Source organism: Blautia hydrogenotrophica DSM 10507 (genome assembly GCF_034356035.1).
Taxonomy (GTDB): Bacteria; Bacillota; Clostridia; order Lachnospirales; family Lachnospiraceae; genus Blautia_A; species Blautia_A hydrogenotrophica.
The window spans coordinates 3553508-3576312 of record NZ_CP136423.1 but is presented as its reverse complement, the minus strand read 5'-3'; the positions used below and the strand labels follow the sequence as shown (position 1 = coordinate 3576312).

At 39.7% G+C, this 22805-nt stretch carries 20 protein-coding genes and 1 tRNA gene; 20 read left to right on the top strand and 1 reads right to left on the bottom strand.

The window, feature by feature from the left end; all coding sequences use genetic code 11:
* Window positions 1-872 precede the first annotated feature (872 nt).
* The 6 genes from BLHYD_RS17130 to BLHYD_RS17105 all read left to right on the top strand — a co-directional run bounded on the left by BLHYD_RS17130 (window position 873) and on the right by BLHYD_RS17105 (window position 6400).
* Window positions 873-1643, top strand: coding sequence for a ParA family protein (locus tag BLHYD_RS17130; RefSeq protein ID WP_005952354.1), 771 nt, complete (start codon window positions 873-875; stop codon window positions 1641-1643).
* The gene (locus BLHYD_RS17125; RefSeq protein ID WP_005952352.1) at window positions 1643-2581 is read left to right on the top strand and encodes a ParB/RepB/Spo0J family partition protein; all 939 of its coding nucleotides are present in this window, start codon (window positions 1643-1645) and stop codon (window positions 2579-2581) included. The genes BLHYD_RS17130 and BLHYD_RS17125 overlap by 1 nt, the downstream gene beginning before the upstream one ends.
* Before the next feature lie 13 nt (window positions 2582-2594).
* Window positions 2595-3164, top strand: coding sequence for a DUF4446 family protein (locus BLHYD_RS17120; RefSeq protein WP_005952350.1), 570 nt, complete (start codon window positions 2595-2597; stop codon window positions 3162-3164).
* 20 nt (window positions 3165-3184) lie between these two features.
* On the top strand, window positions 3185-4471 hold the full coding sequence (gene serS / locus BLHYD_RS17115) for a serine--tRNA ligase (protein WP_005952348.1): 1287 nt from the start codon (window positions 3185-3187) through the stop codon (window positions 4469-4471).
* Window positions 4472-4504: 33 nt separating this feature from the next.
* The gene (locus BLHYD_RS17110) at window positions 4505-5389 is read left to right on the top strand and encodes a DUF3881 family protein (RefSeq protein ID WP_021844436.1); all 885 of its coding nucleotides are present in this window, start codon (window positions 4505-4507) and stop codon (window positions 5387-5389) included.
* A gap of 660 nt (window positions 5390-6049) precedes the next feature.
* Window positions 6050-6400, top strand: coding sequence for a helix-turn-helix domain-containing protein (locus BLHYD_RS17105; protein ID WP_242648416.1), 351 nt, complete (start codon window positions 6050-6052; stop codon window positions 6398-6400).
* Between the two features lie 534 nt (window positions 6401-6934).
* Here the strand turns inward: BLHYD_RS17105 and gdhA are convergent.
* Window positions 6935-8281, bottom strand: coding sequence for an NADP-specific glutamate dehydrogenase (gdhA, locus tag BLHYD_RS17100; protein WP_005952338.1), 1347 nt, complete (start codon window positions 8279-8281; stop codon window positions 6935-6937).
* Between the two features lie 622 nt (window positions 8282-8903).
* Between gdhA and BLHYD_RS17095 the strand changes: the two genes are divergently transcribed.
* From BLHYD_RS17095 to kdpA, 14 genes are all read left to right on the top strand, one after another.
* Window positions 8904-8977: transfer RNA gene (locus BLHYD_RS17095), tRNA-Arg, on the top strand.
* 528 nt (window positions 8978-9505) lie between these two features.
* Window positions 9506-9766: an HPr family phosphocarrier protein gene (locus BLHYD_RS17090; protein WP_005952335.1), complete on the top strand. Its 261-nt coding sequence runs from the start codon at window positions 9506-9508 to the stop codon at window positions 9764-9766.
* Window positions 9767-9800: 34 nt separating this feature from the next.
* Window positions 9801-11861 carry a BglG family transcription antiterminator gene (locus BLHYD_RS17085; RefSeq protein WP_005952333.1) on the top strand — a complete coding sequence of 687 codons (2061 nt, stop codon included), beginning with the start codon at window positions 9801-9803 and terminating at the stop codon, window positions 11859-11861.
* 14 nt (window positions 11862-11875) lie between these two features.
* Window positions 11876-13612: a phosphoenolpyruvate--protein phosphotransferase gene (gene ptsP, locus BLHYD_RS17080; RefSeq protein ID WP_005952331.1), complete on the top strand. Its 1737-nt coding sequence runs from the start codon at window positions 11876-11878 to the stop codon at window positions 13610-13612.
* 12 nt (window positions 13613-13624) lie between these two features.
* Window positions 13625-14026: a hypothetical protein gene (locus tag BLHYD_RS17075; protein ID WP_005952329.1), complete on the top strand. Its 402-nt coding sequence runs from the start codon at window positions 13625-13627 to the stop codon at window positions 14024-14026.
* A gap of 177 nt (window positions 14027-14203) precedes the next feature.
* A complete protein-coding gene (locus BLHYD_RS17070) occupies window positions 14204-14659 on the top strand; it encodes a PTS sugar transporter subunit IIA (RefSeq protein ID WP_005952325.1) in 456 nt (151 codons plus the stop codon).
* A gap of 23 nt (window positions 14660-14682) precedes the next feature.
* A complete protein-coding gene (locus tag BLHYD_RS17065; protein WP_021844431.1) occupies window positions 14683-14982 on the top strand; it encodes a PTS sugar transporter subunit IIB in 300 nt (99 codons plus the stop codon).
* 49 nt (window positions 14983-15031) lie between these two features.
* Entirely contained in the window at window positions 15032-16456 is a 1425-nt protein-coding gene (locus BLHYD_RS17060) for a PTS galactitol transporter subunit IIC (RefSeq protein WP_005952321.1), read from the top strand.
* Between the two features lie 24 nt (window positions 16457-16480).
* Window positions 16481-17542 carry a 2-hydroxyacid dehydrogenase gene (locus BLHYD_RS17055; protein WP_005952319.1) on the top strand — a complete coding sequence of 354 codons (1062 nt, stop codon included), beginning with the start codon at window positions 16481-16483 and terminating at the stop codon, window positions 17540-17542.
* 24 nt (window positions 17543-17566) lie between these two features.
* Window positions 17567-18247: an L-fuculose-phosphate aldolase gene (locus BLHYD_RS17050; protein ID WP_005952317.1), complete on the top strand. Its 681-nt coding sequence runs from the start codon at window positions 17567-17569 to the stop codon at window positions 18245-18247.
* Between the two features lie 18 nt (window positions 18248-18265).
* Entirely contained in the window at window positions 18266-19294 is a 1029-nt protein-coding gene (locus tag BLHYD_RS17045; RefSeq protein WP_005952315.1) for an alcohol dehydrogenase catalytic domain-containing protein, read from the top strand.
* Window positions 19295-19309: 15 nt separating this feature from the next.
* On the top strand, window positions 19310-20461 hold the full coding sequence (locus BLHYD_RS17040) for an iron-containing alcohol dehydrogenase (RefSeq protein WP_005952313.1): 1152 nt from the start codon (window positions 19310-19312) through the stop codon (window positions 20459-20461).
* A gap of 493 nt (window positions 20462-20954) precedes the next feature.
* Complete coding sequence (kdpF, locus tag BLHYD_RS17570; protein WP_081447179.1) at window positions 20955-21032, top strand: K(+)-transporting ATPase subunit F; 78 nt, start codon at window positions 20955-20957, stop codon at window positions 21030-21032.
* Window positions 21033-21050: 18 nt separating this feature from the next.
* Window positions 21051-22778, top strand: a complete 1728-nt coding sequence (gene kdpA / locus BLHYD_RS17035; protein ID WP_005952309.1) for a potassium-transporting ATPase subunit KdpA — start codon at window positions 21051-21053, stop codon at window positions 22776-22778.
* Window positions 22779-22805: the final 27 nt, after the last annotated feature.

Here is a 22805-nt window from a genome sequence, read left to right as displayed (position 1 = left end):
TTAGGCGCCTCCGTTATGTAATAAATTATATTATTATTATACGTCATTGAGACTTAATATACAATAAGTTTATAAAGATTTGAGATTTATGGAAGTATTCACAACTTTTCCCAAAGACAATTAGGAATGAAAATCTTTCTTAATTATAGAGCATATTTTTTGTCCGGTGTGTCTTATATTTCAGTAAAAGAGTTAGAGGTATGTAGGGGGACTTTTTCATCTGTAGATCTCAAGGTCAGTGAAACAGATCTATAAAAAGTAAAGAAGATTTACAGTTTTGAGAGCTTTGAATCGTAAAAATTTACGAAGGGATAGAGAAAATGATGGTAGGGAATTTAATTGATATTGTAATATTTTGTGGATGATATGGACAGAAAAATTTGACAGAGTAAAAAAAGAGCAGGTTAAACTAAGAGCATGTAATCAATATCAGTATAAAAAATCTGTATTTATAGTAAACGTGGTATATGGTAACACAGAAAGCAAATTATGTGTATTGTTATGAGGATTTGTACTAAAATAATTGATAGATAAATATGCAAGTGAAATATCAAAGAAACGTGATATAGTATCTTTTGTTCGGTTAAGCACAGTTTATATTTGGGAAAGGAATAAACCATATATGTTAGATATATAAAATTTAGAATTAAGTTATAAAATAAATTTAGAGTGCATAAATACATAGGTAAAATAGAAGGTAGAATGTTTCACGTGAAACATACCAAGTGTTTCGTGAAAATGCATAATTTTAGAACAAAATAAATAGAGTTTTTCTTTCATGTTTCACGTGAAACATTTTTTCGATTTTGTAGATATAGAAAATGAAAAGTGCTATAATACTACTATCCTTATAAAAAATTGGAGGAATAGTAGTGGGTAGAACGATTGCAATAGCAAATCAGAAAGGCGGGGTCGGTAAATCGACAACGGCAATTAATTTGTCCGCGTGTCTGGCTGAAGCTGGTAAAAGAGTTCTCACAGTTGATATTGATCCGCAGGGCAATACAACCAGCGGTTTGGGAACGGATAAAAATGGAGTGGAATATACGTTATATGAATTATTGTTGGGTGATTGTGATCCAAAAGATTGTATTATTGAAAATGTAGTAGAGCGTGTGGACTTGATTCCTTCAAATGTGAACCTTTCTGGGGCGGAAATTGAATTAGTCGGAATAGAAGAGCGTGAGTATATTCTAAAAAATGTTTTGGAGAGAATTAAAGAAGGCTATGACTATATTATTATGGACTGTCCGCCTTCATTGAGTATGTTAACAATTAATGCGTTAACAGCAGCCGATTCGGTGTTAGTTCCCATACAGTGTGAATATTATGCATTGGAAGGTCTTTCACAGCTTATTCATACAATTGAATTGGTTCAAGAGAGGCTGAATAAGAAGTTAGAGATAGAGGGCGTAGTGTTTACTATGTATGATGCTAGAACAAATTTGTCATTGGAAGTCGTAGAAAATGTTAAAGAAAATTTGAATCAAAATATTTATAAGACAATTATACCGCGAAATGTGCGGTTAGCAGAAGCACCAAGTTATGGATTGCCCATTAATATGTATGATCCTAAATCTACAGGAGCAGAGAGCTATAGGTTATTAGCAGAAGAAGTGATAAATAGAGAGGGTGGTGAATAATGGCTATGAAGAGAGGTCTTGGCAGAGGTCTGGATGTTATGATTCCAGACAATCATACTGGAACGACAAAAAAGAGTAGTAGGACAACCAAGACGATAGTCTCCATGGAGCAAGAAAGTGAAAAGAATGTAAGAGATTATGTGGTTCCAACTGGTGAGGTGAAAGTAAAGATTTCCAAGGTGGAACCAAATAGAGAACAACCAAGGAAACAATTTGATGAAGATTCACTTTTGGAACTTTCAGAGTCCATTAAACAGTACGGAGTTTTGCAGCCGCTAGTTGTGTCCGATAAAAAGGATTATTATGAGATAATTGCAGGGGAGAGAAGATGGCGCGCGGCTAAGCTTGCCGGATTAAAAGAAGTTCCAGTAATTATAAAAGAGCTTAGCAAGCAGGAGACAGTGGAGATATCTTTAATTGAGAATATTCAGAGAGAAGATTTGAATCCCATTGAGGAGGCTATGGCTTTCAAACGGCTTTTAGATGAATTTCATTTAAAGCAGGATGAAGTTGCAGACCGCGTGTCAAAGAGTCGCACTGCCGTTACAAATGTAATGCGTCTGCTAAAGTTGGAAAGTGAAGTACAGCAGATGCTGATTGACGAAATGATTACGGCAGGTCATGCAAGAGCACTTTTAGGGATATCAGACAGAGAGCTTCAGATAAAAATAGCGAATAAGGTATTCGATGAAAAATTGAGTGTACGTGAGACTGAAAAGCTGGTAAAATCCATTTTAGAATCTAAAAAAGAAAAACCTATGAAAAAGGATACAGCAGAAGATGCGATCTATGAAAGTCTGGAAGAAAAAATGAAAGGGATTATGGGGACAAAAGTAATCATAAATCGTAAAAAAAATAATAAAGGAAAGATCGAAATCGAATACTATTCTAGAGACGAATTAGAGCGTATTATTGAGCTTTTCGAAACCATAGGGTAGGGAGGTTCAAAGAATGAGTGATCTTTTTAGTTCAATGGGGATTGATACTGGAATCGTTGTGATTATATTAATGGTTCTGGTGGTTATACTCTTGGTATGTCTGATTAGTACAAACTTGCGTTTGTCAAGGTTGGAACATAAATATAAGATATTTATGAAAGGTAAGGATGCAAAATCTCTGGAAATTACTTTCGCCAGAAAGATGGCGCAGATTGATAAGCTTTCAGAATTGACAGAAAGATATATGAAAGAAAACAATCAACTGCAAAAAAATTTTCAGAGAATTTTCAGCAAATATGGAGTTGAGAAGTATGATGCCTTTGACGATGTCGGAGGAAAGCTAAGCTTTGCACTGGCGATGTTAGATAAAAATAATTCTGGATTGGTTTTAAATGCTGTGCACAGTAGAGATAACTGCTTTTTGTATCTCAAAGAGATTGTAAAGGGAGAATCTTATGTGATGCTCAGTCAGGAAGAAGTGGAAGCACTTCGAAGAGCTGTTAATTATGGAATTGAAGATTTAGAGGAAGTTACAGAGAAAAGTAAAAAAGACGTTTCATCAAACCAAATGAAAAAAGAATAAATTCCGAAGGAGGATATAAAATGTTAGATATAAAATTTGTAAGGGAAAATCCAGAGCTTGTAAAACAAAACATCAAAAATAAGTTTCAGGACAGCAAGCTGCCGCTGGTAGATGAGGTTTTGGAGCTGGACAAGCAGAATAGAGAGATTAAACAGGAAGTAGAAGCGCTGAGAGCCCAGAGAAATAAAATTTCTAAGCAAATCGGAGCATTAATGGGACAAGGGAAGAAAGAAGAGGCGGAGGAAGTCAAAAAACAGGTAGCTGAATCGGGAAATCGTATTGAGGAGCTTTCTACTAAAGAAAAAGAAGTGGAAGAAAAGCTTCTCCGAAATATGATGGTGATTCCAAATATCATTGACCCTTCTGTTCCGATTGGCAAAGATGACAGTGAAAATGTGGAAGTTGAGAAATTTGGGGAGCCGATAGTACCAGAATTTGAGATTCCTTATCACACTGAAATAATGGAAAGTTTTCAGGGAATAGATTTGGACAGTGCCAGAAGGGTTGCTGGAAACGGATTTTACTATTTGATGGGAGATATTGCTAGACTTCATTCGGCAGTGATTTCTTATGCACGTGATTTTATGATTGATAGAGGTTTTACTTATTGTGTGCCACCATTTATGATTCGCAGTAACGTGGTCACTGGTGTCATGAGTTTTGCTGAGATGGACGCAATGATGTATAAGATAGAGGGTGAGGATTTATATCTCATTGGGACTAGCGAACACTCCATGATAGGAAAATTTATTGATACAATCATACCTGAGAATACGCTTCCTCAGACCTTAACCAGTTATTCTCCTTGTTTTAGAAAAGAAAAAGGTGCACATGGTCTTGAAGAGAGGGGAGTGTATCGTATTCATCAATTTGAGAAGCAGGAGATGATTGTAGTATGTAAACCTGAAGAAAGCCCAATGTGGTTTGATAAATTGTGGCAGAATACGGTAGATCTGTTCCGCTCTTTGGATATTCCTGTACGGACTTTAGAATGCTGTTCGGGTGATTTGGCAGATTTAAAAGTTAAATCTGTAGATGTAGAAGCCTGGTCTCCGAGACAGAAAAAATATTTTGAGGTGGGCAGCTGCTCAAATTTGGGGGATGCTCAGGCACGCCGTCTGAAAATTCGTGTAAATGGTGAGAAAGGCAAGTATTTGGCGCATACACTAAATAATACCGTAGTTGCACCTCCTAGAATGCTAATTGCATTTTTGGAGAATAACTTGAATGCGGATGGTTCTGTGAGTATCCCAGTGGCGTTGCAGCCATATATGGGCGGTATGAAGAAAATCGAGAAGAAGAATTAAGGAAATCTTAAATATTTCCGGGAGGTGATAGATTTGCATAGCTATCTGAAGACCATAGGATTCTCCAGCTTAAGCAAAGCTGAGTTGAATGAGATTTTGGAAGAAGTAGTAAAGAACTATGATGAGAAATATGTTGCAGAGTCTCATCCAGAACATTTGTATGCTGAGTTTTCTAAAAATTACGGATGTGACTGTGGAATTACTGTGTGTGGAGAATATGATGAAGAGAATCAGTTCCACATGGAGTACTATTATCCGTTTTTTCGCGGCACAGGAATCACCACTCAGGAAAGTGTGATCGTCGAGAAACATGCGGATAAAGAATCTTATGCAGGCGCCTGTGATGACCTTAGAATAGGGGTGACGATGATTTTCTATCTCCAGAATTGTACAGAGTATGTGAGTGAGATGCAAAAGAATAATTTTGATCAAAATCATATGCCGTTGACTCTATCAGGGCTAGCGAAGGAAGGGAAAATTCTTCTTCCAGTCAAGAAAGATCAGAAGCAGGTTGCGAAGGAAAAAGAGCTTGCGAAAAACAGATCGACACTGATAGCGGCAGCCCGAAATGGGGATGAAGCAGCAATGGAAAACCTCACTATGGATGATATCGACACATACTCTATGATTTCTAGAAGAATTGTAAAAGAAGACGTGTTTACAATTGTAGATTCCTATTTTATGCCTTATGGAATTGAGTGCGATAAGTATAATGTAATGGGAGAAATTATTGATTGTGTTGATTTTCGGAATATCCTGACAGGCGAAAAGATTTATCAGATGACTATAGAATGCAATGATATGCAGTTTGATATCTGTATTAATGAGTCTGATTTGTTGGGAGAACCGAAGGTGGGGAGAAGATTTAAAGGAATCATATGGCTGCAAGGGCAGATACAGTTTTGCAGTTATGCTTAGGTATAGAAAAGGATATGGTTTTTCCATGAATTTAGAGTTTTATCGTGTGATGTTGGAATTTTTCATGTAAAAGTAAGTATATAGAATTATCCACCTTTGCTAATGTCTTTTCATTTAGAAAAGGTGGATAATTTCATATTTTGCTATTTTATGAAGTAGTATTTATAGAAAAGAAATCACTGTTCTTGTATGGGTAGTCATGTTCTATGGGTAGTTCTTCTTTGGTGATTTTTTGAAAGCCTACTTTTTCTTAGAACCTATGTGCCAGTCTGTATTTTTAGGTGTGTCTAATATGATTCTTTTTATACCATTCTCTTTTGCAAAGTTTAAAAGTGTCTCATATAATTTACTTCCTAAGTAATGAGGACTTCCTCGTTAGGTTTGTATACGTGAAACTTTTATAAGATGGCAAGGCCATTGCCGCATACCATTAGTCCAATAGAGCCTGTAACTTTTCCTTGATCTTTTGCAACCTCCAAATTTCCATCCTTATCTATATAGTTTACTTTGATGTACAGCAATTCTGGCTGATTGTCTATTGAGACAAACGGGCGTGCAAGAAAGGATACAAAGCCATTCCATTTTGGGGTTGAGAACTGTAGCTGTGAGCAAGAATAAGCCTTGAATAGCAATATACCACAAATCGAAAGAAAAAGGAGTGTGATCGGCTCTAAGCCAGCAAAAACACTATTCTATACATCTAATTCCCAATTTTGTCCTTATATAAGTGCAACTCCAATACACGTGAAGAGAAATCCTATTAAGACGATATTGGAAATTGGAAGCTTTCAAAAAGCGGCAGAACATCTTAACTATGCACAGTCCACCGTAACTCCGCAAATGCATCAGCTAGAACAGGAATTTTCTATCAAATTGTTTGAAAAGATTGGACGTATAATGAAGCTCACACAAGCGGGTAAAGGGCTGATTCCATATATTGATAATGTGATTGAAGTGGTTCACAAATCAAATGCCTCAGATTTTGAAAAATTTTTGCCAAGATGGTACTAAGTGGAATTGTCCATAAACGCTACCGTTTGTTATGACATACGAATAAAAGCAATGAGTGGTCGTTGATCTTGGAATTCATTATAATATCGGAGGTTATGGGGATACAATTGTAGCAGAAAGTTTACAACAGGATGAATTTGTTTTGATTTGTAGTACAGAACTTGAAGTAATTGATACAGATTTCATTTTTCGAGACCAGCGGAAAAAATTATGCCTGTTGGCCGATTAAGGTAGCTGTTATTACAGAAAGATCATTGAGTATCTACGCACAAAAAAATCCTTTTGGAAAGCGAAATCAATCTTTTCAGTACAGAGGCGATAAAACAACTTGTAAGAGAGAATCTAGGGATTGCATATCTGCCTTGTTTATAGTAGAGCAAGAACTAAAGAATGAAATTGTTCGAGAGATTCCCATAGGTATCCAAAATAAAATGATCGAAACTGTTTTGAGAAAAGACCAAAAAGAAAACTGTCGCTTCAAATATTGAAGCGACAGCCTCTTATGTATAATGAGATGATTGCAATATAATTTTGTTAGATTAATCCTTCTGACATCATAGCATCAGCAACTTTCTTAAATCCAGCAATATTTGCTCCAGCTACCAAATCATAGCCAAGACCATACTCTTCAGCTGCGGATGCAGACATATCATGGATATTTTTCATAATCTGTTTTAATTTTGCGTCTACTTCTTCTTCTGTCCAAGAATATCTCATGGAGTTCTGAGACATCTCCAGAGCTGATGTTGCAACACCACCGGCGTTAACTGCCTTAGAAGGAGCAACCACTTTACAATTTTTCTGCAGATATTCCAGAGCGTCATTGGTGGTAGGCATATTAGCTACTTCGATGTAGTATGGAACACCATTTGCAACGATCTTCTCTGCCCATTCCATGTTGACATCATTCTGAGTAGCACAAGGCATAATCAAATCAACTTTAACGCCCCATGGTTTTTCACCAGCATGGAATTCACAACCAAATTTATCAGCATAATCCTGAACTTTATCACGTCCGGAGTTACGCATTTCCACTAAGTAGTTGATCTTTTCAGGGGTAGTAACACCATCTGGATCATAGATGTATCCGTCTGGACCAGACAGGGTAACAACTTTTCCGCCCAACTCAGCAACTTTTTTACAAACGCCCCAAGATACATTACCAAAGCCAGAAACTGCGATAGTCTTTCCTTTGATATCCTCTCCAAAGTGTTTCAGAACTTCAACTACATAATATACAGCGCCGAATCCGGTAGCTTCTGGACGAATCAGAGATCCACCGTAGCTTAATCCTTTACCAGTCAGAACGCCATTTTCAAAAGCGCTTCTGATTCTCTTGTACTGTCCAAACAGATAACCGATTTCACGTCCACCTACGCCAATATCACCAGCAGGAACGTCTACATCTGGTCCAATGTATTTGTAGAGCTCAGTCATAAATGCCTGACAGAAACGCATGATCTCTGCGTCAGATTTTCCTCTTGGGTCAAAGTCAGAACCACCTTTGCCGCCGCCGATTGGAAGACCGGTCAAGCTGTTTTTGAAAGTCTGCTCAAAACCGAGGAATTTGATGATTCCAGAATACACAGAAGGATGGAATCTTAAACCACCTTTGTAAGGTCCAATAGCGCCATTGAACTGGCATCTATATCCACGGTTAACATGTGGTACCCCATTGTCATCTGTCCAGGTAACGCGGAAGGAGAACATTCTATCAGGTTCAACCATTCTCTCTAACAGAGCAGCTTTTTCGTATTCTGGATGTTTTTCAATAACTACTTCCAGAGATTTGAAAACTTCTTCTACAGTCTGGATAAATTCTGGCTCATTTCCATCGCGTTGTTTTACAGTATCAAGAACTCTTTGCATATAAGCATTCATGTTAAAAATACCTCCTTAAAAATGCTTTAGTTAATCTGCTGTGAACGCCCCAATTCATTCACCTAAACTTAGTCTAATCCGACGAGGCGCAAAAGTCAATAGGGTAAAAATAAAAAAACTATTTATTAATTCTTAACAAATTATATTTATTTTTTAACGAAAAAATAGGATTTTTGTTTATTTAATGCAGAGTGTTTTAAAAAATTAGCCTGACAAGCTGCTGAGAGGAGAAAAAAATTAGCCTTGTTGTGCTAATTTTTAAAACAACTCAATGAATATTTGACATATGCCATTAAAAATTTAAGAAAAAAGAGTCTATATGATTTTGAAAAGTTGTGAAAAAAAAGACATATAAAAATATTGTGAGAATTGCCATTGAAAATGAAGTGGACAGTAAAAGAATAGAAGAATAAAATTGAAAAAAGTCTTCTCAAATAGGAATAATTGTGATATAATGTTTTAGCTGAATTAGACAGATTATGTCTAATTCAAGAAGACAGTTTTTTGGAATTTAGCATAGCTCAGTTGAATGGAGCGATGAATGCCAAAATAGTGTTTCATTAGGATTTAAATTGAATAATTGGGTTGTAACGATTGTATAAGATCGTTATAATATAGATGGGTTCCTGTAGCTCAGCAGGATAGAGCGATTGCCTCCTAAGCAATAGGCCGCTGGTTCGACTCCAGTCAGGAACGTAAAAACGCCATGAATCAGAAGATTTATGGCGTTTTCTAGTAGTAAGAAAAGACGATAAAGTTTTATAATATCATAAAATGTATTCTTATTTATGTCCAAAGGCTAGGCAACATAATATTATGTTGCCTAGCCTTTGGATTTTTTATGTTAATGGAAATACTTTTTTAAATTAGCGTGAAAAAAGTATTTCCTTATAATATAAACGCTTTACAAGGATGTGTATTTCAAGATTGAAGGGATGAAGGAGCTGAAGTGGGCTTGCTCACTTTGTTCAGTTTTGTTTTATAGATCATAAGATAATATTTGTGCAAGGGTTATTGTCAATGTGCGGCCGTTATCTACGATAAAATATTTGAGATTTCTTAGGTAATCGAAGTGATCTTTTCGGAATTAGGAATATAGATGAAGTCTGTTTTTTTCACAAATTTAAGAGAATTTCTGTGCTAACATATGCTATATTTCAGAGCTTCTAAAGATGTTATAGTGAATTTAGAATTGATAATTTATCTATTTGGAGGGAACGATATATGTTTGAAAGACAGATTAAAGTAAGTAACAAAACAGGGCTTCACGCTAGACCGGCATCTGATTTGACAGTTCTATGTCAAAAATTTGATAGCGATATATTGATTATAACACCAGATACAGAGATCAATCCAAAGAGCATTATCAGTATTTTGGCAGGAGGAGTTAGTCAAGGAACGACGATCAGGCTTCGTGTAGAAGGAGTTGATGAAGAAGAAGCAGGAGAACAGATCAGTAGATTTATCGAAGAGCTGAAAGAATAAAAACTTACTATGTAAAACGTGACGCGGCAAGGGGATGGTAGATGTGGAACTAAAAAGCAGGTCGGCGTATATTTTGAAGTTTATATTAGAAAACCCGGAAAGTAGCTCGATAAAACAGATTACAGAAAAACTAAATATTACACGCAGAACATTTTATTACGATGTGGAGCAGATTAATGATTGGCTCAGCAGTGAGGGACTCGGAAAACTGGTGATTAAATCTCGAATGGTCACGATAGATTCCGATAGGAGGGATGAGCTGGTTAATAGAATAAAAAGAAATGAGAGTTATTTTTATTCGATAGAAGAACGAAGAATACTAGAACTAATCTTTATATCACTGTCCACGGAGGTCGTGACGATTGAAAAAATGCAGAAAATCTTCGATGTCAGTAAAAATACCATATTAACGGACATCAAAGAGTGGAAAGCAGCCTTAATTGGACTGGATATTTCTATTGTGAGTACGATAAAAGTAGGGTATGTGCTTCAAGGTGAAGAATTCACTATAAGAAAAATGATCGGAAAACAGATAAAAAAGCTAGAGAATTTTCAACCTAAAATTGTCCTGGGAAAATGGATGCAGGAGTCTCTCGCGAAGATATCTGGAGAAGAGTACGATTACCGGGAGATTGCCAGATGTCTGATTAAACAGTATGAACAAGATGAAAATATTAAATTGGTCTCAGAGAATGAGGAATTTGAATGTAGCATGATACTTGTATCATGGATAAGAAGTATGGAAGGGTATACGGTAGTTCTCAATGCGGAGGAGAGAGCAGCTCTGGCAGTGACATGTCCATATCAGTCATTGAAAAAGAGTTTTCAGAAGCTGAAGGAATATAACCTGGAAATACCAAACTCGGAGATTTATTACATTGCGACTCTTTTGCTGGGAATTAAGATCGCTCAGTTTGTATCGCAGGATCAAGAGAACCTGTATATCTATCGCTTTACAGCTTCATTGCTAAAGAATTTTGAAAGAATTGCATGTATAGCGTTTGAAAACAGAGAGAGATTGGCTAACAGGCTAAGAGGTCATATACGTCCATTGTACTATCGTCTGAAATATGGCATGCAGTCTACAAATCCTCTGCTTAAAGATGTTATGAGAATGTATCCTGAGATATATGAGTTCACAGAAAGATCGGTTCGTGCCATGCCGGATGAGTTGGCGCAGACGTTGACGGACGATGAAATTGCGTATCTAGCTGTTTATTTTATCAGTGATGAAAAAAAGCAGGTGGTGACGAATACTGTTGAAAATAAGTCAAAAATATTAGTATTGTGTGCAGCTGGTATGGCTACGTCTACTCTGGTAAAGGAGCAGTTAAAGGAATTGCTTGGAAATATCGCTGATATAGAAGTCGGGATTGTCTCGGAAGCTGAAAAATATAGATTAGATAATTATACTCTCATCGTGTCGACGAGCTATTCGGATATATTGAATCAACACAGAAATACAATTTTTACGGAAGTAGTTCTGCAAGATAAAGATAAGAGAAAGATCATTCAGCTATTAAATCAGTACGGTATTGTCGGCAGATATGATAGAACAATACAGAGAATTATAGCGAGCGTAGAAGATAATCTAACAGGTCAGATTGAAAAGAACGAGTTATATTTTGATATTCTTCGTATTTTATATGAGGACGGGAAACGGGAGAGTATCGGAGAACAAATTTCTTTCAGAGGCTATATGGAAGATGGATGTTTCGTGAAAATTCCAAAGACCGGTGATATGGAGGAACTTCTTATAAAAGGCTGTCAGACTGCGGTCCATGAAAAATCATGGAAACGGCTTTATGACAGGCTATACAATATGATACGCCGGCACAGATTGAAATATTATGAAATTCAGAAGAATGTCGTGTTGATTCATTGTCCTATGCAAGGAGATATGAACCGGTCAGTCGGATTTTCTGTTGTGGTTTCAGAAACCGTTATTCCAATTACAGAGTATATTTCCGGCAAGATATTCATATTTTTCGTGACAATTGACCAGAGAACACATTTTGCATTGTTAAAAGAAATATATGATTACTGTGACAGTGGGGAGGGCAGGGAACTGCTTGAAACTGTCATGAAAGACTAGTGAGGAGGAGCGATATGATTGAGATAAAAGGCTCAGAGGGGGCTGTAGGGTATGCGGTAGGAAAGGTCGTCATCTTGAAGGAACAGAAATACACTGCCGAAATTAGAACAGTTAAAAATCCGGAAGAAGAACTGAAGAGATTAGAAAAAGCGAGAGACGATTACAGGAGAGAACTAGAAGAAGTGTGGGAAGAGACAAAGATCAATGCGGGTGCGGATTCCGCCGCAATTCTTCAGGCGTATAAAGAGATGGTAAACGACGAAATCTTTTTTCAGAGACCAATCAGACGTGTGCGGGAAGAACGTATCAATATTGAGCTTGCGCTGGAAGAAGAGAAAAAAAGTGTGGCAGCAGTGTTTATGAGTATGGATGATCCTTATATGAAGGAAAGAGGAACGGATATTGAAAATGTATGTAATACTCTGATTAAAAAGATGAAAGGGATAGAGTCTCCTGCTGAAAAAATCGAAAAGATCAAAGAGAGTTTTATTTTGGTGGCGGAAGATCTCACGCCTATTGATACCGTACGTTTGGATAAAAGATACTTGAAAGGTTTCGTGACAGAAAGAGGCGGCAGGACTTCTCACACGGTTATTCTCGCGAAAACACTTGGTATCCCTGCCGTGGTAGGGGTAAGTGGTATCACGCAGCGTACTAGAGATGGTGAAACGATTTGCATTGATGGTGCTGGGGGCAGAGTAATTTTAAATCCGGAGGATGAGATTCTCAAACAGTATGAAAAAGAGAGACAGAAAACTGAGAAAAGAAGGGAGCTTTTCGAACGGTTAAAAAATGAACGGGCAGTTACAATTGACGGACGTAGGATAGATATCTGTGTCAATTCCGGAGATATGGAAAGTGTACGTGGGTTGGACATGGAAAGCTGTGATGGAGTGGGGTTGTTCCGCACAGAATTTCTATATATGGCTCAGGATGATTACCCGACAGAAGAATTTCAATATGAGGTATACAAGGAATTGGCCAGAAAAGCGGGAGGAAAAGAGGTGATTATACGTACTCTGGACATAGGAGGAGATAAACAGGCTGATTATATGAAGCTACCCAGGGAACAAAATCCATTTTTGGGATATCGTGCTATCAGAATATCTCTGGACAGGACAGAGATATTTAAAACTCAGTTAAGGGCAATACTTCGCGCGTCGGCATATGGAAAAGTATCGATTATGTTTCCTATGATCGTAAATCTTGAAGAATTAAGGAGAGCAAAGACTTTTGTAGAGGAGTGTAAGTGGGAACTGGACAAGCAGGATATCCCTTATGACACGGAGATAAGAGTCGGGATTATGGTGGAGACGCCAGCGGCTGTACTTTTGAGTGATAAACTAGCTGAGGAGGCGGACTTCTTTAGCATTGGAACTAATGATCTGATTCAATATATTACCGCAACGGACCGTATGAATGAACATACACAATACTTGTACAAAAGCTGTAATCTGTCAGTTCTTCGCGCTGTGAGGATGGTTGCTGAAAATGCGCATAGGGCAGGAATCCCGGTGGGAATTTGTGGAGAAGCTGCGTCTGATGAAAGAATGACATACATATGGTTGGGGCTTGGAATTGATGAGTTGAGTATGGTTCCTTCACAGGCATCACATATTAAATATATTGTTAAGCATATTTCACAAAAAGAGGCGGAAAAGACGGTCCAAAAGGTTTTTGAAATGGATGCTGCCGATGAGGTGGAACAGTATCTGAAAGAAAGAATGGCGGACTATGAGGAAATCCTATAAAGGGGGAGATCAATGAGGACAACTTGTATTTACTGTGGGAAACCACTGGGGAAGAAACCTCAGATCGTATTGGTGGGAAAGGACAGAAAAGAAAAACTTTTGTGTTGCAGTGTGCAGTGTTATAACGATACAAAACGATTTATTGAGTGGGATAGGAGGTACCGTTTGATATCATATATCGTCATTGCAGTATGTGTAGGGATGAATCTGTTTGTGATAGGAAATGAGGTCGATCGTTGGTGGAAGTATATCCCCACTGTAATTATAGGCATTTGCCTGTCTGTTTGGCCTCTTGTATTTACACATTATCATACTTATGAAAGATACGGTATTACGAGGACATTAAAGTATGTAAGGCTTGCAGGATATGTAATCATTGCTGCGGGTATCATTTTTACGGTGTTTGGTCAATAGAACAACGACGAAATTTTCTGATCTTCCAACGATAATAGGTATAAAAATTGTAAATTTAATTTGGGAAAATGTGAAAAAATCTGTTCTTTTTGCATTAAAAGCAGAATGATATCATATTATTACAAATTATGTTATCGATAACTATAATAATTCTAAAAAGTAAAGAGGTGATGTGGTGTGAAATTACTGGATGAAGAATTGGTAATCCTGGATGCGGATGTCAGGACAGCAGAAGAATGTATCCGTCTTGCGGGAGAGGCGTTTCTTCAGAAGGGATATGTGAAGGAACCTTATATACAAGCAGTTGTGGAACGTGAGAGAGTATATCCCACAGGGCTTCCCGGAAAAGGCATAGCGATAGCAATTCCTCATACGAATAATACATATGTGAATAAACCGGCGATAGGGGTTGTCATTCCAAGTAGTCCTGTGAAGTTCTGCGCGATGGGGACAAAAGAACAGTGGCTTGACTGTGAAGTTGTTATTCCGCTTGTAATCAAGGATTCTGATATGCAGATCAATATGCTCAGGCAGATGATGAAGATTATACAGAATGGGGAACTGCTCAGAAAAATCAGAGATTCAAAGGATAAACGGGTGATACTAGAGTGTTTGAAATCTTTGGAAGAATAAAATTAGGAAAAGGAGACTAAATTATGAGAGCGATTAAAGTGTTGTCAGTATGCGGTTCAGGAACAGTAAGTTCTGCTATGCTATCGTCCAAACTTGAGGACGTATTTGCAGAGAAGGGATATGATATGGAAGCGACAGAGGTGAGTCCAGGAGGTGTTCCTGGTGCAATGCAAAGCGGTGGTTACGACATGATCGTATATACAAGTCCAGTAGAAGGTGATTATGGAGTTCCAATTCTGAATGCGACAGGTTTTTTGGTAGGAATCAACGAAGAAGAGTTTATAGAAGAACTGATGCAGGTCGTGGAGAAACTACAGTTGTAGGAAAGGGAAAGTTTTTAGAACGTGAATACGAGAGAGGAAAGGTAGTGTTATGTGGGATGTATTAAAACTATTTTTTGATACTTTTGAAAACTATATTACAGTTCCAATTATTATCTTTATCATTTGTCTGATATTTAAAGCGCCAGTGAAAAAAGCATTTATGTCAGCCGTACTGATCGGGGTAGGGTTAAAGGGCATGGCGTTTATCACAAGTGCATTTGGTTCGGTGCTGTCGGAGCTGGTGAATAAACTGATCGAGAATACAGGGCTCAACCTACCTGCATTAGATGTAGGATGGCAGGCGGTTGCGTCGGTAGCATATTCAACAAATATTGGAATGATGTTCATCGGGGTAGGATTGATTTTCCAAATTATTATTTTTTTGGTCAAGATTACTGATATTTTCCAGCCTTCAGATCTCTGGAATAATTATTCTATCATTGTATGGGGGTCCATGTTTTATCAGATTAAGAAAAATATGTTAATGGCATTTGTCTTGATGCTTTTCATTAATCTGGTGACGCTACTGATCGCAGAAGTAGTTCAAAAGAGATGGTCTACCTATTATAATTATCCAGGCTGTGCGATGATTGCACCACATCATATGGGAGACGCACCAATGTACCTTGTATTGGATGTGGTACTTGGCAAACTCGGTGCAGATAAGATTAATTTGAGGCCGGAGACTATCAAGAAAAAGATGGGCTTCCTTGGAGAACCGATGTATGTCGGTTTGATTGTCGGAGTGATTTTGGGTGTAGTTGGGAATATCACTACACTTAATACAATGGAGTCCTGGGGACAGATTGCGAATGTGGCAGTCACCTGTTCGGCAGTTATGGCAATCTTTCCAAAGGTTGCGGGTCTATTTGCGTCAGGGTTTACCACAATCACAGATTACTCAAGAAAAACTTTGAAGAAATCCAAATATGGAAAAGACAGAGAGTTTATCATTGCTGTGAATGATGCGTTGGGTTATGGCGAGGCGGCAACTCTGACAACAGGCTTGCTCGTGATTCCGGTCGCGCTGCTGTTAGCATTTATTCTTCCGGGGAATATTGTTCTTCCGGTCATGGTACTCCCATCGCTGCCATATATGGTGGAAGTTCCGGTTTCACTGTCGAATGGAAATATCTTTAAATCCTGGGTGGCAGCGTGTATCGTATTCTGTGCGAAACTTTTGATGGCATCCTCTTGGGCAGCAGTATTCACTGAGATTGCAGTGGGGGTTGGATTCGAGGTGACGGAAGGTGCTGTTATGATTATCGGATTTATCATGTCTAATTGTACGGCTGGTCTGATTACGTATGCGTTTATGACAATGAATCCAGTAATTATTATTCCAGTAGTGGCACTGTATGTAGTTTGTTTTGTGTTATTCAAGAAGAATAAGACAAAAGTATGGGATTATCTCGAGAGAAATGCGACAGGATACCAGAAGACAGCGGCGGCGTCAGGCGGAGACACAGTTTGATAGGGATTTAGGAAAGGGATCAATATGAAAATTGTAGCAGTAGGAGATATTATCGTAAGTGAAGCTCTTCTTGCGCAGGCGGCGTCTTCGCTGAATGTGGGAGAGAAGGCGGAGATCATAGAAATGTTCTGGCCGGCAAGAGACAGAAAAGATTTTCAGCGGAAAGCACTGAATTTGGAGATGAATGGACCAGATGCGGAAGAAATCCCAAATGAGCTGTACGAGGAAGTGAGAGACGCGGACATATTGCTGGTTCATTTCTGTCCGGTATCAAGGCGTCTGATCGAAGCAGGAAAAAAACTGAAACTGATCGGGACGTGTAGGGGCGGTATGGAGCATATAGATGTTCAGGCGGCGACAGAGAAAAATATCCCTGTTATCCATGTCATCAGAAATGCGGAGGCTACGTCTGATTTTACGGTGGGACTTATGTTTGCAGAGACGAGAAATATTGCCAGAGCTCATGCAGCGTTAAAAGAAGGGATATGGAGAAAAGAATATGTGAATTCCGGATATACAACAGCAATGCGCGAGATGACAGTAGGAATCGTGGGGCTGGGTCACATTGGGAGGCTGGTTGCCGAGAAAGTTACCGGAATGGGGATGAAAGTGATTGCCTATGACCCATATGTCACGCAGGAATCTGTGGATGAAAGAGGGCTAACTGTGACGATGAAGGAAAAAGAGCAAGTTTTCAAAGAAGCCGATATCGTATCTCTTCATTTGCGGGTGACACCGGAGACAGAAAACAGTATCAACAAAGAGATCATCGGCCTTATGAAGCCGACTGCTTACCTGATTAATACTTCCAGAGCCAAGGTACTGGATAAGAACGCCCTTATAGAAGCACTTCAGAATAGGGCGATCGGTGGAGCGGCATTGGATGTATATTGGGATGAACCTCTGGACAAGGATGACCCAATTCTGAAGCTGGATAACATTACACTGACACCGCATAATGCCGGCAATGTTGTGGACGCCCTTCCAAAATCTCCGAGGCTTCTCGTGGGAGTAATCAATGATTTCTGGGAGACCAAAAAGAGTGATATGGTAGTGAATCTCAGGCAGATTATGCTGAAACAGTGAACAAGACAAAAAGGAGAGCTTAATATGTTATTACAGAAGGAAAGAGAGCTTGTGGTTGAATATGGAAAGAAAATGAGTTCATCGGGACTTAGCAAAGGGACAAGCGGAAATATCAGTATCTATAATAGAAAAGAGCAGCTAATGGCCATAAGCCCGTCAGGAATTGGATATTTTGAAACTATGCCGGAGGATGTGGTCATCATGGATCTCCACGGGAATATCGTAGAAGGGGATAAAAAGCCTTCGAGCGAATGGGGACTTCACACGGTATTTTATCTAAATAAACCGGATGTGGAGGCAGTGGTACATACACATTCTACATTTTGTACAACATTTGCGTGTCTTAATCAACCGATTCGCGCGTTGCATTATGTGATCGGCGGAGCAGGTACAGCGACAGTTCCATGTGCTCCTTACCGCACATTTGGCACACCGGAGCTTGCCGAGGCTGCGATAGAGGCGTGTGGAAAAGGGAAAGCGGTTCTTCTTGCGAATCACGGACTGCTGACGTGTGGTCCTAATATCGGTAAGGCATTTGGTCTGGCAGTCAACATGGAGTTCTGCGCAGAGATGCAGTTTCGTGCAATGTGCGTGGGGGACCCGGTAATTTTAAGCGATAGCGAGATGGAAAATGTCATGGAGAGATTTCAGTCATATGGTCAGCCGAAGAAGGACGGGGAGAGTAAAGAACCAAATTGTTATTGATCCACACAGGAGAAAACGATGAAAATGAGAAGAGCAGTTTTATACAGGCAGGAGGAATTGAGAATCGAGGAGTGTCCTATCCCAGAGATTGGTGACGGTGAGGTTCTTGTCAAAAACAAGATATCTACGACTTGTGGAACAGATGTCAAGATTTATAAGCGAGGATATCCTCTTCTTGTTCCGCCTCACCCATTCGGACATGAATTTTCAGGAGTAATCGCCGCAGTAGGAAAACGAGTAAAGGGATTTAAAGAAGGAGACAGAGTGGCCGTGCATAATACGGCCCCCTGTAATGAGTGTTATTACTGCAAGAGAGGCCTGTCTTCCATGTGTGAAGATATGCTGTTTAACCGCGGCTCATATGCGGAATATGTAAAGGTTCCAGAGAGGATTGTCAGACAGAACATGTTTGTATTGGGGGATAGAGTTTCTCACAAGACAGCATCGCTTATGGAACCGTTTTCCTGTGCGGTATATGGAATTGAGGAATGTCCGATTCATCTTGGAGATACTGTGGTGGTGAATGGGGCAGGGCCTATAGGACTGATGTTTGCGAGGCTTGCTGTTCTAAGAGGAGCAAGGGTTCTGGTGACGGACATGGCAGAAAACAGACTGGAACAGGCGAGAAAAATGGGAGTTCACAAGGCAGTCAACATGACGGGAGTGGATGACACTGTCACAGCAGTCAAAGAACTGACCGTTGGCGGCAGAGGAGCGGATGTGGTGATAGAGGCAACAGGTCTGATAGGAGTATGGGAGACGAGCGTGGAGATGACGAGAAAGGGCGGATTTGTTCTTTTGTTTGGAGGGACGAAATCAGGAAGTGTCCTGCAGGTGGACGCGACACGCATTCACTACTCCCAGGTGACAATAAAAGGTGTGTTTCACACGACGCCGAGACATGTACAGACGGCGCTGGAACTTTTGAAGATGGGAGTTATTTCCAGCGATGATTTTATTCAGCATGAATACCCTCTGGAACATCTAGAAGAAGCAATCTTAGAACATGCAGCACAGAAGGTAATAAAGAACTGTATTGTGTATTAAGAAGGAAGGAAAGAGATGTATTCAATTAAATTAGGCTGTGAAAAGATGTATTGTGGCGAGAATGCGGTACAGGCACTGAAGACATTGGGTGGAAAAAGAGCATTCATCGTGATGAGTGGAGATATATTGATCGAAGTTGGTTCTTATAAGAGAGTTGCCGATGTATTGGCGGAGGCGGGTTTTACATGTGAAGCCTATACGGAGGTGGAACCGGAACCGAGTTTTCAGACCATTCTAAAAGGCGCAGAAAGGATGAATGAATTCGAACCGGACTGGGTGATCGGTTTCGGCGGCGGTTCAGCAATGGATGCCGCAAAGGCGATGTGGGTGTTCTATGAGAATCCTGATTATACGACATTGGAAGAGACGATGCCGCCTAATACGATCAGGCATCTGAGGGAGAAGGCAAGAGTATGTTGTATTCCGACATCTGCTGGGACAGGAAGTGAGGCGACGAGGGCTGCATTGATTAAAGATACTGTGCATAAGAAAAAGTACTCAGTGCGGGATATGAATGGCCGCCTAGTTCCTGACGTTGCTATTTTGGACCCTTCATTTACCGTATCAATGCCAAAGAGCTTAACGGCAGCATCGGGAATGGATGCTTTGACTCACGCTATTGAGTCTTATGTGACACCGACGGCAAATCCATTTTCCAGAGCTATGTCACTCGCGTCGTTTCTATATGGATATCAAAATCTGGCACTTTGCTATGAAAGGGGAGACGATCTGGAAGCGAGGGCAAATATGCTTGCAGCCTCCTGTATGGGGGGAATTGCATTTTCAAATTCTGGACTAGGAATTGTACACGGAATTGCTCATTCGTTTGGTGCGGAGTATGGAGTGCCTCATGGACTGGCCAACGCTGTTGTGCTTCCATATGGTTTGGAGTTTAACAGTCAGTTGAGAGAAGTGAAGAAGCAATATGATGAGCTGTCAAGTTTTGTTGGACAGCCCTCGCTTGTGGAGGCAGTAACAGAATTGAATCGACGTATTCATATTCCGATTTGTATGAAAGAAGTGGTGAAGGACGAGCAATTATTTATAGAAGAGCTGGAGAAATTAACAGATAAGGCGATGAGTGATGTAGCTACGCCGTTTAACCCAATCTCTCCCACACGTGAGGAGATGCAGAGTCTGATATTGAAGGTATATTATGGAGAATAGAAGCAGTCGAAGCTGCCATACTGATTTACAGTATGGCAGCTTTAATTATTAGTCGATGAAAATTTCTTCTTAATCTAGTATAAAAATAGTTTATGTAGATGCATGCTGGTCTATAAATTCGATTTCGACTTATGGCAAAATACAATGGATGAAGTAGTTTTAATCCCATTTTAACATGATGAGAATAACTCATAATCCCTATTTTATTTTGGGTATGCTAAATTCTTAGGGTACTTAAAGGAAAGGTTAGGGATGAAAGATGTTTAAGGTATTTAGGCCGGATGGATGATTACAGAAGAGAATAGCTTGCAACAGATTTCAGCTAAGTATAGATCAGGAAGAAAGGAGAGTATGGAAAATCCATACAAAGAAATCATATGATGGATGTTATTATGGTTGCTGTTTTGCTCGTCTGCTTTGGAAGTATGAAGCTGTTTGCTGACTGGTGCGAAAAGCAGGTAAAAGTTCAGAGAGTAAAGGAGGATGAAGAATCATGATTTTACTTGGAGCGATTATCATACTTTTAGCAGGATATCTGGTATACGCACTGGTATATCCGGAGAAATTATAAAAAGTGGAGGAGAAATAAATGTTACAGATACTTATCTCGCTGGCGATATATATGGTATTGGTAATACCGATGGGTACTTACATGTATCATATCGCGACTAATAAAAAGACGTTTGCGGATCCGGTTTTCAACCGTATTGACAACGGAATCTACAAATTGTGCAGAATCAATCGCCAGGGCATGAACTGGAAACAGTATGCGCTGCACCTTTTGATGGCCAATGCTGTCATGGTATTTGTAGGTTATCTCGTTTTGAGATTCCAGGGAGTTCTTTTCAACAACCCCAACGGAATCGAAGGAATGGAACCAACCCTTTCTTTTAATACAATCATCAGCTTTATGACGAACACAAACCTTCAGCATTATTCTGGAGAGTCAGGTCTTTCTTATTTGAGCCAGATGTTGGTCATCATTTACATGATGTTCACATCAGCAGCTTCCGGTTATGCGGCTTGTATGGCATTCTGCCGTGGACTTGCCGGAAAGAGAAAAGATCTTGGAAACTTTTACGAGGATATGATTCGTATCACTACGAGAATCCTGATTCCAGTTTCCATTATCGGTGGTCTGATTTTGATTAGTCAGGGAACACCAGAGAACTTCTTGTCTAACCAGACGATACATACAATTGAAGGCAAGCTTCAGGACTTAGCGATGGGACCTGTCGCAGCTCTGGAGATTATTAAGCACTTAGGAACAAACGGTGGTGGTTTCTTTGGCGCGAACTCGACAACGCCATTTGAGAACCCGACCATTATTTCTGACCTCGTAGAGATGTATTCCATGATGATTCTCCCAGGTGCCTGTGTAATTACCTTTGGTAAGATGGTACAGGAGAGAAAAAGATCTGAGAATAAAACTGTTGAGGCAGCAAAGAAGATTTCAATCTTTGGAAAACAGGGAAGAACCGTTTTTGCAGCTATGGCAATTATCTTTATGGTAGGTGTTTGTGTCTGCTTCTTCTCTGAGAAAGCCGGCAACCCGATTCTGGCAGACGCTGGGGTCAGCCAGGCGATGGGAAGTATGGAAGGGAAAGAAGTGCGATTTGGCATTGATCAATCTGCGCTGTTCACTACGGTTACGACTTCCTTTACAACCGGTACTGTAAACAACATGCATGATACACTGACGCCACTCGGCGGTATGGTTCCGCTGCTTCACATGATGTTGAACTGCGTATTCGGCGGTAAGGGCGTTGGTTTGATGAATATGGTTATGTACGTCATCTTGGCAGTCTTCTTATGCGGCCTGATGATCGGACGTACACCGGAATACTTAGGAAAGAAAATTGAAGGCCGAGAGATGAAACTGGTTGCGCTTGTACTGATCGTACATCCGTTGCTGATTCTTGGTTTCTCAGCTTTGGCAGTTTCTACAACCGGAGGCATTGAGGGAATCACAAACCCAGGATTCCATGGACTTTCCCAGGTGCTGTATGAGTACTCCTCATCAGCGGCCAACAACGGTTCTGGATTTGAAGGATTGGCTGATAACTCTTACTTCTGGAATATTACCGCAGGACTTGCGATGTTCTTCGGAAGATACATTGCAATCATTGCTCAGCTTGCTATCGCAGGAAGTATGCTTGCTAAGAAGAAAGTGAATGAGACTGTCGGTACACTGCGTACAGACAATGCAATCTTTGTGATTATTCTTGTAGTTGTTGTATACATTTTTGCAGCACTGACATTCTTCCCGGCATTGGCACTTGGACCGATCGCAGAGCATTTGACTTTGTGGATGTAACAGCTGACTGACGTTCGGGCTGCATGA

Excerpts from the sequence above, each read along its gene's own strand:
- kdpA (WP_005952309.1), top strand. The coding sequence starts at position 21,051 with ATGTTACAGATACTTATCTCGCTGGCGATATATATGGTATTGGTAATA.
- BLHYD_RS17060 (WP_005952321.1), top strand. The coding sequence starts at position 15,032 with ATGTGGGATGTATTAAAACTATTTTTTGATACTTTTGAAAACTATATT.
- gdhA (WP_005952338.1), bottom strand. The coding sequence starts at position 8,281 with ATGAATGCTTATATGCAAAGAGTTCTTGATACTGTAAAACAACGCGAT.
- ptsP (WP_005952331.1), top strand. The coding sequence starts at position 11,876 with ATGATTGAGATAAAAGGCTCAGAGGGGGCTGTAGGGTATGCGGTAGGA.
- BLHYD_RS17045 (WP_005952315.1), top strand. The coding sequence starts at position 18,266 with ATGAAAATGAGAAGAGCAGTTTTATACAGGCAGGAGGAATTGAGAATC.
- serS (WP_005952348.1), top strand. The coding sequence starts at position 3,185 with ATGTTAGATATAAAATTTGTAAGGGAAAATCCAGAGCTTGTAAAACAA.
- BLHYD_RS17125 (WP_005952352.1), top strand. The coding sequence starts at position 1,643 with ATGGCTATGAAGAGAGGTCTTGGCAGAGGTCTGGATGTTATGATTCCA.
- BLHYD_RS17090 (WP_005952335.1), top strand. The coding sequence starts at position 9,506 with ATGTTTGAAAGACAGATTAAAGTAAGTAACAAAACAGGGCTTCACGCT.
- BLHYD_RS17040 (WP_005952313.1), top strand. The coding sequence starts at position 19,310 with ATGTATTCAATTAAATTAGGCTGTGAAAAGATGTATTGTGGCGAGAAT.
- BLHYD_RS17085 (WP_005952333.1), top strand. The coding sequence starts at position 9,801 with ATGGTAGATGTGGAACTAAAAAGCAGGTCGGCGTATATTTTGAAGTTT.
- BLHYD_RS17120 (WP_005952350.1), top strand. The coding sequence starts at position 2,595 with ATGAGTGATCTTTTTAGTTCAATGGGGATTGATACTGGAATCGTTGTG.
- BLHYD_RS17075 (WP_005952329.1), top strand. The coding sequence starts at position 13,625 with ATGAGGACAACTTGTATTTACTGTGGGAAACCACTGGGGAAGAAACCT.
- BLHYD_RS17055 (WP_005952319.1), top strand. The coding sequence starts at position 16,481 with ATGAAAATTGTAGCAGTAGGAGATATTATCGTAAGTGAAGCTCTTCTT.
- kdpF (WP_081447179.1), top strand. The coding sequence starts at position 20,955 with ATGATTTTACTTGGAGCGATTATCATACTTTTAGCAGGATATCTGGTA.
- BLHYD_RS17065 (WP_021844431.1), top strand. The coding sequence starts at position 14,683 with ATGAGAGCGATTAAAGTGTTGTCAGTATGCGGTTCAGGAACAGTAAGT.
- BLHYD_RS17050 (WP_005952317.1), top strand. The coding sequence starts at position 17,567 with ATGTTATTACAGAAGGAAAGAGAGCTTGTGGTTGAATATGGAAAGAAA.